Origin of the sequence: Herbinix luporum (assembly GCF_900070325.1) — a bacterium.
GTDB classification, from domain to species: domain Bacteria; phylum Bacillota; class Clostridia; order Lachnospirales; family Lachnospiraceae; genus Mobilitalea; species Mobilitalea luporum.
The window spans coordinates 2,220,230-2,233,744 of record NZ_LN879430.1 but is presented as its reverse complement, the minus strand read 5'-3'; the positions used below and the strand labels follow the sequence as shown (position 1 = coordinate 2,233,744).

Annotated in this window: 12 protein-coding genes; 10 read left to right on the top strand and 2 right to left on the bottom strand. The window is 35.6% G+C overall.

Annotation, left to right across the window (positions count from 1 at the left end; all coding sequences use genetic code 11):
* Positions 1–66 precede the first annotated feature (66 nt).
* Positions 67–2,319 carry a DNA gyrase/topoisomerase IV subunit A gene (locus tag SD1D_RS10275; protein WP_058258832.1) on the bottom strand — a complete coding sequence of 751 codons (2,253 nt, stop codon included), beginning with the start codon at positions 2,317–2,319 and terminating at the stop codon, positions 67–69.
* Positions 2,320–2,347: 28 nt separating this feature from the next.
* Positions 2,348–4,279 carry a DNA gyrase/topoisomerase IV subunit B gene (locus SD1D_RS10270; RefSeq protein WP_058258831.1) on the bottom strand — a complete coding sequence of 644 codons (1,932 nt, stop codon included), beginning with the start codon at positions 4,277–4,279 and terminating at the stop codon, positions 2,348–2,350.
* 246 nt (positions 4,280–4,525) lie between these two features.
* Here SD1D_RS10270 and SD1D_RS10265 point away from each other — a divergent pair, with 246 nt between their 5' ends.
* The 10 genes from SD1D_RS10265 to SD1D_RS10225 all read left to right on the top strand — a co-directional run bounded on the left by SD1D_RS10265 (position 4,526) and on the right by SD1D_RS10225 (position 13,461).
* The gene (locus SD1D_RS10265) at positions 4,526–5,203 is read left to right on the top strand and encodes a PHP-associated domain-containing protein (protein ID WP_242955219.1); all 678 of its coding nucleotides are present in this window, start codon (positions 4,526–4,528) and stop codon (positions 5,201–5,203) included.
* Between the two features lie 70 nt (positions 5,204–5,273).
* On the top strand, positions 5,274–6,536 hold the full coding sequence (locus tag SD1D_RS10260) for a diaminopimelate decarboxylase family protein (protein WP_058258829.1): 1,263 nt from the start codon (positions 5,274–5,276) through the stop codon (positions 6,534–6,536).
* A gap of 289 nt (positions 6,537–6,825) precedes the next feature.
* On the top strand, positions 6,826–7,311 hold the full coding sequence (gene greA, locus SD1D_RS10255) for a transcription elongation factor GreA (RefSeq protein WP_058258828.1): 486 nt from the start codon (positions 6,826–6,828) through the stop codon (positions 7,309–7,311).
* Positions 7,312–7,365: 54 nt separating this feature from the next.
* Positions 7,366–9,300, top strand: a complete 1,935-nt coding sequence (gene lysS / locus SD1D_RS10250; RefSeq protein ID WP_058258827.1) for a lysine--tRNA ligase — start codon at positions 7,366–7,368, stop codon at positions 9,298–9,300.
* Positions 9,301–9,548: 248 nt separating this feature from the next.
* The gene (locus tag SD1D_RS10245; protein ID WP_058258826.1) at positions 9,549–9,917 is read left to right on the top strand and encodes a PH domain-containing protein; all 369 of its coding nucleotides are present in this window, start codon (positions 9,549–9,551) and stop codon (positions 9,915–9,917) included.
* A 234-nt stretch (positions 9,918–10,151) separates the two neighbouring features.
* Positions 10,152–10,346: an FAD-dependent oxidoreductase gene (locus SD1D_RS10240; RefSeq protein WP_058258825.1), complete on the top strand. Its 195-nt coding sequence runs from the start codon at positions 10,152–10,154 to the stop codon at positions 10,344–10,346.
* Positions 10,339–10,791, top strand: coding sequence for a CocE/NonD family hydrolase (locus SD1D_RS12495; RefSeq protein WP_242955218.1), 453 nt, complete (start codon positions 10,339–10,341; stop codon positions 10,789–10,791). The genes SD1D_RS10240 and SD1D_RS12495 overlap by 8 nt, the downstream gene beginning before the upstream one ends.
* A 192-nt stretch (positions 10,792–10,983) precedes the next feature.
* The gene (locus SD1D_RS12490) at positions 10,984–11,712 is read left to right on the top strand and encodes a CocE/NonD family hydrolase C-terminal non-catalytic domain-containing protein (RefSeq protein WP_242955217.1); all 729 of its coding nucleotides are present in this window, start codon (positions 10,984–10,986) and stop codon (positions 11,710–11,712) included.
* Between the two features lie 316 nt (positions 11,713–12,028).
* Positions 12,029–12,430, top strand: a complete 402-nt coding sequence (locus tag SD1D_RS10230; RefSeq protein ID WP_058258824.1) for a hypothetical protein — start codon at positions 12,029–12,031, stop codon at positions 12,428–12,430.
* Between the two features lie 17 nt (positions 12,431–12,447).
* Complete coding sequence (locus SD1D_RS10225; RefSeq protein WP_058258823.1) at positions 12,448–13,461, top strand: hypothetical protein; 1,014 nt, start codon at positions 12,448–12,450, stop codon at positions 13,459–13,461.
* The last annotated feature ends 54 nt before the right edge of the window (positions 13,462–13,515 follow it).

Below are 13,515 nucleotides of genomic sequence, written 5' to 3'. Positions count from 1 at the left end.
ATATTTATAGCCCGGTAGTTATGAAAAAGAAATCATAATTACCGGGCTAATTTATTTATATTTAATCTATAACTTAGCTTTATGTCCTTTATCTCCTCTTTTACGGAGGCGAACTTTTTTAGCGCTTAATTCTTTGTCATTATATACAAATGTTTCAGTATCCGGACTTACTGCCTTTGCAAAACATACGGTATCGTCCTTATCTAGCTTAATGGCCCTGACACCTCGGCTGTTTCTTTTAAACTCTGCCACTTCTGCAAGGGGAAAGCCTAAAGATAAGCCTTTTTCGGTCAGGATAATTACTTTATAATTGCCTGCTAGAATATCTCCTGCAGATAATAAGTTTATTCCTATGACTTGGTCACCCTCTTCTAGTTTTGTAGCACTAATCTGAGAACGGTTTGTTTCAAATTCAGCACCGGATACCTGCTTAATAAAGCCTTTTTTAGTTACAAATAACATCTGGCTTTCAAAAAGTTCTTCAAAGGATGTATAAAGGATAATTTCTTCTTTTTCTAATTTACATAGGGTATGGATTAAGCTTCCCCGATCCCTCATCTTACATCTGGGGATGTTCTCAGCTTTAATTTGGAACATGTTGCCTTCCTTAGTAAAACAGCATAAGCGGTCAGTATTCTTCATCTGAATAATATAGCTGTAGTCTTTTAAGTTGTCCTCGGACACCCTGGTATAACTGGCAGAATCCAAGGATTTTGTATATCCAAACCGGTCTATTAATATATAGATATCCTCAACCTTTTTCTCTTCCACATAATCACTGGTTTTAGCGTTAATTAGCATGGTCTTTCTAGGAGAATGGAAGACTTTCTTATATTCTTTAAGGCGTTTTTTAATTATCTTGTATAGTTCCTTTTTGCTTCCTAATACTTTTTCATATTCGGCAATGGAATCTTTTAAGCTTCCTTCTTCTTCATGGAGTTTTAATATTTCAAGACCTATTAATTTGGAAAGCTGCATGGTAAGTATGGCCTCAGCCTGACGTTCTGTGAAATTCAAAGTAGCTGCTTCTTTTTTTGAAGCTTGGGATTTAAATCGAATCCCTTCTACATTTCCGGTCATTAGACAAGCTTTTGCCTGTTTAACAGAAGAGCTTCCCCGTAGAATTTCAATTATTAAATCAATTATATCTGTGGCCTTAATTAAGCCACCTACTATTTCAAGACGCTTCTTTGCTTTATCCAGGAGATAATTATATTCCTTGGTATATAATTCCTCTTGGAAGTCTACAAATTCTTTAATTAAGCCCTTTAGGTTAAATGTTACCGGCTGCTGGTCCTTAATGGCTAAAAAATTAACAGAATATGTATCTTCCATAACTGTCTTTTTGTATAGGCCGTTTAAGAGATTGTTAATATCTCTGTCCCTTTTAACCTCTATGACAATTCGAATTCCTTCTTTGGAGGATTCGTCCCTAACATCATATATCTCATCAAAGACCTTGTCTTTTATTAGATTTGAAAGGTTTTCTACAAGTTTTGATTTATTACCGGCCACGGTATAGGGTATTTCGGTTATAACAATGTTTTTTCTGCCGTTGTCACCGTTTTCAATCTCCACTTTTGCCCGGATTCTTATTTTTCCTTCCCCGGTTTCATAGATTTGCTCCATATCATCCACATTAATAATTGTTCCTCCGGTAGGAAAGTCGGGAGCCGGAATATAGTTCATTAGTTCTTTTATAGTAATATCCGGATTATCCATATAGGCCATAACCCCTTCAATAACTTCGTCCGGATTGTGGGGCGGAATATTAGTAGACATTCCTACGGCGATACCGGTGGTACCATTAATAAGAAGGTTTGGAATCATGGCAGGCAGTACAACAGGTTCCTTTTCACTGCCGTCAAAGTTAGGGTTAAAGTCGATTAAGCCCTTTTCTAAATGATTAAGAAGAGCCATGGCTCCGGGAGATAGCCTTGCTTCTGTATAACGCATAGCTGCGGCTCCGTCTCCGTCGATAGAACCGAAGTTGCCATGGCCGTCTACTAAAGGAACCATAAGTGAGTAATCTTTACTCATATTAACTAAGGCATCGTAAATAGAACTATCTCCGTGGGGGTGATATTTACCCATGGTATCACCGACGATACGGGCGCTTTTCCTATGGGGCTTATTAGGGTCTAATCCCAACTCAATCATAGAATATAAGATTCTACGTTGTACAGGCTTTAGGCCGTCTCGTACATCCGGTACTGCTCTTGATACGATAACGCTCATGGCATAATCTCGGTAGCTATTTTTCATTTCTTCAGAAAAATCCAATTGTATTATTTGATCTTGCTGATTTTGATTTTTCATTATTACCTCCTAATAAATATAGTGGAGCTTATATATCCAGCTTTGCGTATCTTGCTTCTTCCATTATAAATGTACGCCTTGGAGGAACATTACTGCTCATAAGGGTACTTGTAATCTCATCGGCTTCGATATTATCACTTATGGTTATTTTAGCCAATATTCTAGTTTCGGGATTTAGAGTAGTCTCCCAAAGTTGATGGGCATCCATTTCACCAAGACCCTTGTATCTTTGGATATTTAATATTTTAAAATCATTGTTCTTGCGAAATTTGTCCAGCTCAAAATCATTATATAAATATTGAAATTCTTTAGTTTTCTTATTTCTCTTTATAGTTTCGTATTCAACCCTATAAAGTGGGGGAAGTCCCCTATATATTTTTCCTGCAAAGATAAGCTCAGGCATAAAACGATAAAAGAATGTAAGTAGCAAGGTGCTGATATGGGCACCGTCCACATCGGCATCTGTAAGGATAATAATCTTATCATAATTTAATTTTGATATATCAAAATCATCCCCTATGCCACAGCCAAAGGTTGCAATCATGGACTTTATTTCATTATTTAAAAGTATTTTTTCCAGGGAGGCTTTTTCTACATTAAGGATTTTACCCCTTAAGGGAAGGACAGCCTGGGTACGGCGGTTTCTTGCTGTTTTAACAGTACCGCCGGCTGAATCTCCCTCTACAATGTATAATTCGCATTCCTCAGGTTTTTTAGAGGAACAGGAAGCAAGCTTACTTCTGGTATCCACTTCATTTATCTGCTTTAAGACAGCATTTCTGGCCTTATCGCTGGCTTTTCTGGCATTAAATGATTTCATTGAATTGTCTAGTATGGACTTTAATACTTCTACATTTTTATCAAACCACCGTTGAGCTTCCTGAGTAAATACTTCCTCAACCGCACTTTTTGCATCGGTATTACCTAGTTTTGTCTTAGTTTGTCCTTCAAATTGAGGATCCGGATGTTTTATGGATACAATAGCAACGATACCGTTACGGATATCTTTGCCGTCAAAGTTATCGTCCTTATCCTTTAACACACCCAGTTCCCTGGCATATTGATTGATAACCCTAGTAAGGCCTGTCTTAAAACCGGTTACTAAAGTACCGCCGTCTACGACATTAATACAATTACAGTAAGCATTTATCTGTTCAGAATAGTTGTCGGTATATTGGAAAGCAATTTCCACTTCAATTTCACCGCTTTTTCCCTCCAGATAAATGGGTTCCTCATGAATTAAACTCATTTCCCTAGTTAGATAGGAAACAAAGCTTTTTATACCGAATTCTTCGATATAACTTTTAGTAACACCGGTCTTTTCATCTTGAAAATGCAGTAATAAGTTTTTATTAAGAAAAGCTATTTCTTTAAGCTTTTTTTGTATTATATCGGACTTAAATTCTACTGTTTCAAATATAGAATCGTCCGGATAAAAGATTATCTTAGTTCCTGTATCGGACTTATTGCATTTACCAACAACAGGAAGGAGACCATTTTCCAATTTTGTTACCGGATGGCCCCCATTTTCATATTCATCCCGATATATTTTTCCGTCTCTTTTTATTTCTATAAGCATTCGCTTAGAAAGTGCGTTTACAACTGCGGCACCGACCCCATGTAGACCACCGGATACCTTATATACTGAAGAGTCAAATTTACCTCCGGCATGAAGGACGGTATAAATTACACGGGCAGTAGGTATTTTCTTTACAGGATGGATATCTACCGGTACCCCCCGTCCGTTATCCTCTATTTCTATACCCCCATCATTACGGAGAGTTACATTAATCCGGTTACAGTAGCCTGCCAGATGTTCATCGATACCATTGTCTATAATTTCCCAAATAAGGTGATGAAGGCCTCTAGGTCCGGTGCTTCCTATATACATTCCGGGACGCTTGCGGACTGCCTCAAGTCCTTCTAATACCACAATCTGACTTCCGCTATATTGTTCCATGGTTATACATTCCCCTTTTACAAAGATTCTATCTGTAGATTATTCTAAATGATTATAGCACAAGAACTTGTATTTTTCTAGTAATCTCACAATCATATGTTCGTAAATTGCTTGTATTGGGAGTTTTCCTTAATTAAGTATTTGAAAAAAATCTAAAATGTTGTATAATGGGAACAATTCTGTAGGACGGACTAAGCAGATAAGATATACAAAAGAGGCTTATTTAGAAAGGCTAGGTGTTAAATAGTGGGCTTATATTTATATGAAACCCATCTACATACGAAAGAGGCAAGTGCCTGTTCTTATATGACTGGGGCAGAACAAGTACGATTATACAAGGAAGCCGGATATGCCGGTATTATAGTAACAGATCACTTTTTTAACGGAAATACAGCTATTTGCAATGATTTGACTTGGGAAGAAAGGGTAGATTTATTTTGCAAAGGTTATGAGAATGCCAAAAAAGAAGGAGATAAGATAGGTTTATCGGTATTCTTTGGTTGGGAAACTAATTACAAGGCAACGGAATTTTTAATATATGGACTGGATAAGGAATGGATAAAAAATCACCCCGAAATGTTAAACTGGACAATTGAGGAACAATATTATCAAATCCATAAGGCCGGAGGTTTTGTGGTACATGCCCATCCATTTAGAATAAGGCCTTATATAAAAGAAATACGTCTTTTTCCAGACTTAGTTGATGCTGTAGAAATATATAATGTGGGTAATAGGAATATAGACTTTGATAAAAAGGCTGCTGAATATGCAAAGAAACATAATCTGCCGACAACTGCCGGAACCGATGCCCATGGATTGGAGCCTGAGCGTAGCGGAATGGGATTTTCTAAACCGCTAAATAGTATTCATGATTTTATTGAGAATATTAAAGCCAGAGATTATAAGTTGATTATGAACATGTAAATTAAAATATAGGAGATATTATATAAGCATGGGCATATCATATTCTGTTTTTATATTTTAGGAGGTTGTTATGAAAAAACCATTTGTTACCTTAGAACAGTTAAAAGAAATAATAAAAGAATATCCGACTCCTTTTCATATTTATGATGAGAAAGGAATACGTGAAAATGCAAGAAAATTAAAGGAAGCTTTTTCTTGGAATAAAGGGTTTAAAGAATATTTTGCGGTAAAAGCTACACCAAATCCTTATATTATAAATATATTAAAGGAGGAAGGCTGCGGTGTGGACTGTTCTTCCTTTACTGAACTTATGTTAGCAGAGGCTATGGATTATTCAGGGGAGGATATTATGTTTTCCTCCAATGTAACTCCGGCAGAGGAATTTGTAAAGGCAAGAGAGTTAAATGCCATTATTAATCTGGATGATTTTACCCATATAGAATTTTTAGAGAAAGTTGCGGGCCTTCCCGAAATTATAAGTTGCAGATATAATCCCGGTGGTGTATTTAGGACTGCCAATGGGATAATGGATAATCCGGGGGATGCAAAGTATGGTTTTACTAAGGAACAGATGATAGAAGGATTTCGTATCTTAAAGGAAAAAGGTGTTAAGTACTTTGGAATTCATGCCTTTTTAGCCAGCAACACCATTTCTAATGAGTATTATCCTACTTTAGCAGGTATCTTATTTAAATTGGCCGTAGAACTAAAAGAAAAAACCGGTGTTCATATTAAGTTTATTAATCTTTCCGGAGGAATAGGAATACCCTATCATCCCGATGAAAAGCCAAATGATATTATGGCTATCGGTGAAGGAGTAAGAAAGGCCTATGAGGAGATTTTAGTTCCGGCAGGTATGGGAGATTTAGATATATATACAGAGCTTGGTAGATATATGCTGGCACCTTACGGACACTTAGTAGCAACCGCAATTCATCAGAAGAATATCTATAAGGATTATATAGGACTTGACGCCTGTGCGGTTAATCTTATGAGACCGGCTATGTATGGGGCGTATCACCATATAACTGTTATGGGTAAGGAAAATGAACCTAATAATTTTAAGTATGATATTACCGGCTCCTTATGTGAAAATAATGATAAATTCGCTATAGACAGGATGCTGCCAAAGATTGATATCGGTGATTTGATTGTTATCCATGATACCGGTGCCCATGGATTTTCCATGGGATATAATTATAACGGTAAATTAAAGAGTGCGGAGCTGCTTTTAAAAGAAGACGGCAAGGTGCAATTAATCCGCAGAGCAGAGACACCAAAAGACTATTTTGCTACCTTTGATTTTAGTGATTATTATAAAAAATTATTTTAATTAAAGTGTATAAAACAGATTTTATTGATTATTCATAATTAGCTAGTATATTTTATAGGTTATAAAGATAAGATATAATGTAACTTTCCGGGAGATAGTATTTGGCCAACTAATCTTCTGGATTGTTTCCATATCCCGGGTAAAAATTGTCTAAAATTTATTATTGGCCTCAAAAATTGTAAGAAATTATTGAGTTTTCTACGATGTTGACAAGAAACAATTGATGATATATAATACTTTGAATGTATTGTGGAATTAAAAGTATATGCATATGGAGGAAGGGTGTTTTATGGTAGAGAAGAAAAATATATTAACTTATGAAGGATTACGAAAACTAGAAGAGGAGCTTCACGATTTAAAGGTTAATAAGAGAAAAGAAGTTGCTCAAAAGATTAAAGAAGCCAGAGAGCAGGGGGATTTATCTGAGAATGCCGAATACGATGCAGCTAAGGATGAGCAAAGAGATATTGAGGCCAGAATAGAAGAGATTGATAAAATCCTTAGAAATGCAGAAGTAGTAATAGAGGATGAAGTTGATGTTGATGTAATAAATATCGGATGTAAGGTCCGTATTTTCGATATGGAATATAAAGAGGAATTGACATATAAAATTGTTGGATCAACTGAAGCAAACAGCCTTAAAGGTAGGATTTCAAATGAATCTCCATTGGGTAAGGCACTTCTTGGAAAAAAGGTTGGAGAAATTGTGGATGTTGAGACAACCAACGGTGAAGTAATTCAGTATGAAATACTAGAAATTCAAAGGTCAAATTAATATTAATATAGGTATTAAAAAAATACCTGCTAAATGATAAGAGGTGAAGATAAGATGGCAGATGAAAGAGCACAAATGCAAAGCGATCAGGATTTAAATGAACTGCTTAAAGTTAGAAGAACAAAGCTAGCTGAACTTCAAAGTAAGGGAAAAGATCCCTTTAAAATAATGAAATACGATGTAACTAATCATTCGGCTGATATTACTACTAATTATGAAGAGTTTGAAGGAAAAACCGTGTCCATAGCCGGCCGTATTATGACAAAACGGGTTATGGGTAAGGCTTCTTTTTGTAACGTCAGGGATTTAAAAGGTGATATTCAAGCCTATGTAAGAAGAGACGACATTGGTGAAGAGCCCTATGCTGAATTTAAGAAATATGATATTGGTGATATAATTGGTATAGAAGGAGAAGTGTTTAAAACTAAATCCGGAGAGATTTCCGTAAAAGCCAGTAAAATAGTCCTTCTTTCAAAAAGCCTGCAGATACTTCCTGAGAAATTCCATGGACTAAAAGATACGGACCTTAGATATCGTCAAAGATATGTGGATTTGATAGTAAATCCCGAGGTAAGGGATACTTTTATAAAGAGATCTTTAATTATCAGAGAAATTAGAAATTATCTTGACAGCAGAGATTTTATTGAAGTTGAAACACCGGTACTGGTTTCTAATGCCGGAGGAGCTGCAGCTAGACCTTTCTGCACCCATCATAATGCATTAGATCAAGATCTCTTTTTAAGAATTTCCTTAGAATTATACCTAAAAAGACTTATCGTAGGCGGATTAGAGCGTGTATATGAAATTGGCAGAGTATTTCGTAATGAAGGTCTGTCCGTTAGACATAATCCTGAATTCACCTTACTTGAGTTGTATCAGGCATATACAGATTATTATGGAATGATGGATTTGGTTGAAGATCTTTTCCGTACGGTAGCACAAAAGGTACTAGGTACCACTAAAATAAACTATCAAGGAGAAGAAATAGATTTAGCAAAACCTTTTGAGAGACTTACTATGGTTGAGGCTATTAAAAGGTATGCCAATGTTGACTTTGATCAGATAAAAGACGAAGCTTCTGCTAAGGCTTTGGCTAAGGAGCATAATATTGAATTTGAGGATAGACATAAGAGAGGGGATATTATTAATCTCTTCTTTGAAGAGTATGTGGAGGAACATTTAGTTCAACCTACCTTTATTATGGATCATCCTGTAGAGATTTCTCCTTTGGCCAGCAGAAAGCCTGATAATCCTGATTATACAGAAAGGTTTGAGCTGTTTATTACAAGAAGGGAAATGGCCAATGCCTTCTCTGAGTTAAATGATCCTTTGGATCAAAGAACAAGATTTGAGGCTCAAGAAGAATTAAGGGCAGCAGGAGATGAAGAAGCAAATGAGACTGATGAAGATTTCCTAAATGCCTTGGAGTATGGTATGCCACCTACAGGAGGCATAGGAATTGGTATTGATCGCTTTGTTATGTTGCTTACTGATTCTGCAGCTATAAGGGATGTATTGCTATTCCCTACAATGAAGACATTAAATGATGTAAATAAGAGAATTGATGTAAAAACTAAGGCTTCTTATGAGGAAAAAGTAGAGCCAGAGATGATAGATTTTTCTAAGGTAAAAGTTGAACCCTTATTTGAGGATTGTGTAGATTTTGATACCTTTAGTAAATCAGATTTCCGTGCAGTAAAGGTTAAAGATTGTGTGGCAGTTCCTAAGTCAAAGAAACTTTTACAGTTTACCTTAGATGACGGAACAGGTACAGACCGCACCATTTTAAGCGGTATTCACCCATATTATGAGCCGGAAGAACTAATTGGCAAGACTCTTATTGCTATCGTAAATCTTCCCCCAAGAACAATGATGGGTATTGACTCTTGCGGTATGCTGCTTAGTGCTATTCACGAAGAAGATGGCGAAGAAAAGCTTAATCTTCTGATGGTTGATGACCGCATTCCGGCTGGAGCAAAGCTTTATTAAAACTTAAAAGTGATTTTTGTATCAAATTTACTTATTTGACACAGATATTGGTATGCCGTCTGTTTCTTAACTGAAACAGGCGGCTTTTTTGTTTCAGAAGTGTAGTATCTTTTTTAATATAAAGTAACTTTTTTAAAAAAGGTTTATGTAAAAATATTAGGAATTAATATTATAAATTGACTAATTTTTTCCTTAATAGTAATATAGAATTACAATACAGGAATGATTTTACATGGAGGTATTTAATAATGGCAGAAATGGGTAATATTTTAACATGGACATTAATAGGAGAGTGTCCCATCCCCGATGATGTAAATGATTTATTGGTAGAAGGGGAAGAGGCAGTTGCTGCATATAAGACATTCCGTGATAGTGCCATATTTACTAACAAGAGATTGATTGTAAGAGATGCTCAGGGCTTTACAGGCAAAAAGGTTGAGATATATTCTCTGCCTTATTCATCAATAGTTATGTGGTCCACTGAGAATGCCGGAAGATTTTTGGATGTTAATGCAGAAGTAGAGCTTTGGACAAGGGCCGGTCACATAAAAATAAATCTAAATAAGGGTGTAGATATAAGGAAATTTGATAAGCTGATTGCTAAAGCTTTACTTTAATAAAAACAAATTATGTAATTAAGAAAGAGTCTCTTGAAAACAGGGATTCTTTTTTGCATTACTGGAACATTTATCGTAAGATTCAACAATAAAGTGCCCAAAGTGTATAGTGTTACGACAAAAATTCATATAGATTAGATAAAATTTAGCCTATATACCTCATTTCAAATATATTAAGATAAAGATAAATCATTGATATTTAAGGCAAACAATAAAGTAAAGTGAGGTTATAGCATGAAGAAGATGGAAACTGAGATCGTAGTCATTGCTGCAGGCCCAGCCGGATTATCCGCTGCGGTAGAGGCTGCAGAAAATGGAGCTGATGTAATTGTTCTTGAAAAAGCTTCTACAGTAGGTGGAGCTGCCAACATGGGTATGGGACCCCTTGGAAATGGGTGTTCCGCCTCAAACAGTTTCCAATATGTCTAAGTTCGAAAGTCCTGACCCAGGTTATTGGTGTCGTCGCGGATATGCCGTTGCCAATGTGGATCCTAGAGGTATCGGACATTCAGAGGGAGATTTTATTCAGTTTGGTACTCAGGATGCACAAGATGGATATGATTTTATTGAATGGGCTGCAGAGCAACCTTGGTGTAACGGAAGAATCGGAATGGCCGGAAACAGTTGCGTAGCTATGACACAATTACGTATTGCTTCTCAATGCCCACCTCATCTTGTATGTATAGCCCCTTGGGAAGCAACAACTGATATGTACCGTGAATCACTATGTGAAGGGGGTATCCCTGCCAGATCCTTTGTCAGAATGGTTATGGCAGAAGCTGTAGGACCTAACTATATTGATGATACACCGGACAACTTGACATTATATCCTTATATTAATTGTACATATTGGAAGGACAAAGACCCTATCTGAGAAAATATAAAAATTCCAGTTTATTTAACCGCATGCTGGAACCATTTTCACTTAAGAGGTTCTTTTAATGCCTTCCGTAGAATTAAGTCAAAGAAAAAATGGATTCGTGCCCATAGAAATTTTGAGTGGCCGGATGCATATGCCAATGAAAACCTTCAGGATTTGGAGCGCTTCTTTGATCGCTATCTAAAGTTGGAGAGAAATGGATGGGAGCTTACTCCAAGAGTAAGAATTGAAGTTCAGGACGTTTATGAATTTAATTATATGACCAATCGTGCGGAAGATAGTTTTCCGCTGAAGAGGACAAAATATGAAAAATTATATTTGAATGCAGCAAATATGACAATGCAAAACACACCGGTAGAAAATGAAGCTTCTGTTTCCTATGACAGTAAGACCGGGGAGGTTACATTTGACTACCGCTTTGAAGAGGACACAGAAATTACCGGATATATGAAGTTAAGACTGTATGTGGCTGCAGAAAGCTATAATGATATGGATTTATTTATAAACGTACAGAAATTAAGTACCACAAAAGAATTCCTTCCCATCACCTTATTTGGAGAACCACATCCTGGAGTATGGGGAAAGATGAGAGTTTCACGGCGTAAGTTAGATGAGAAGCTTTCTACAGATTATAATCCCGTTCAGGCCCATACCTGTGATGAAAAATTAGAGCCCGGACAGATTGTTCCCGTGGATATTGAAATCGTACCTACCAGCCGTTTTTGGCATAAGGGGCAGTATATACGTGTTCAAATTTCCGGTCGTTATATCCGTGAAGATTGGTTTGAGCCCTTGATATGGGATACTGATAATCATGGAAATCATCTTATCTATACTGGCGGACAATATGAATCATTCCTTCAGATACCTGTGATACCACCTAAATTCCAGGATGGAGATATTATTATCCGATAAATTTAATTGCTGCAGATCAGGCAGTTTAATCAAAGTTCAGAATATTATAATCAAAAAGAATCTCCTATAAAATAGGAGATTCTTTTTTTTTATATAAAAGTATAACAGCTATAGCAGTTTTTATAATATTTCTAAGAAAAGTTTAACTAAAATTCCTAAAAAGCAAAATAATTATACAAAAGCTTGAGTGTATGTGTTATAATTTGCTTGATAGTAAAATCGCCATTAGCAATATACTTAGGCATATTTGCATATATTTAACTAATGCAGTTAAGACTTGAAATAATTAATATTTTATGGGATATTGGAGGCAATGATGTTAAACTTTAAGAAAATAAGGTTAATGACAAAGCTGGCAGTGTATGAGAATAAAGAAGGCAAAGAAGACATCTATCTAAGCAAATATTATAAACAAGATTATGTAAGACTTCAGGTTATAAAATCAATTATCAGTGCAACTATAGGTTATATTCTAATTATAATGATGATTGGATTTTATAGAATGGAACACTTGATAAAAAAAGCAGTAAGTTTACAATACAAAACAATAGGTGGATATATACTGGGCTTTTATATTATTATAATCACTATATACGGATTGGGATCATACTTAGGTTATTCTATGAAATACGATGCTTCGAGAAAGAAGCTAGCAAGGTATTTCAAACTATTAAAACGCATGGAAAAAATATATAAAGAATCGACCCATGAGTATTAAGTATGGAGGGTTATATTATGTTACCATTACTTGAATTAAGAGAAAAAATTAAAAATTTTTATAAGCAATATGACGCATATTTAGTACCTGCAATAAAATTTATATTTGCATTTATAGCATTTCAGGCTATAAATAAAGAAATAGGATATGACGTAAGATTTAAGTCTATACCTATTGTTTTTGCCTTGTCTTTATTAAGTGCATTTACACCATCGGCTATAATGGTGCTTTTGGCAGCAGCCATAGCTATACTACATGTATTCTTTATATCGCCCATTTTATCTATTATAGTTATTATGGTACTTATGATATTGTATCTACTTTTCCTTAGATACACTCCAAATCAGGGATATGTGGTACTAGCTGTGCCGGTTTTATTTCTTTTGAAGATGCCATATTTTATCCCGATTTTACTGGGGTTAATATCTACCCCTGTAGCTATGGTTCCCACAAGCTGCGGTGTGATAGTATATTTTTTATTTCAAGTTATAAAAACAGCGGTAACCACGCAGACAGGTATTTCTGTTGAGGATATTATGCAACTTTATACTACTGTTGTTGATAACCTAATTGGAAACAAGCAGATGATTATGACAATAGCTATTTTTGCATTGATAATTATGGTTACCTATTCTATTAGAAAAATGTCTTTTGATTATGCATTTGAGATTTCAATTTTGGCAGGGGGACTTACCAGTATTTTAGGTTTTTTAATTAGTTATTTAATATTGAACAAGTCAGGTCAAATACTGGGTATGATAGTAGGAACCATAATTTCTACAGGTTTAGTATTTATAGTCCATTTCTTTGAACTTACCTTGGATTATTCAAGAGCGGAGCATGCCAGATTTGAAGATGAAGTATATTACTATTATGTGAAAGCGGTGCCTAAGGTAACTGTGACCGTATCCCAGGTCAATGTAAAACATATTAATTCTAGTGATGTAAAAAGCAGGGAGTTTAGTGAGCCGGATACGGATGAAACAGAAGAATACTTCAACTACGATGATGATGACTATACTAACTTTTAAATATACTGACTAATGAGCATACAGTAAATGAATTATAACGGCGGGAGAGAAGTA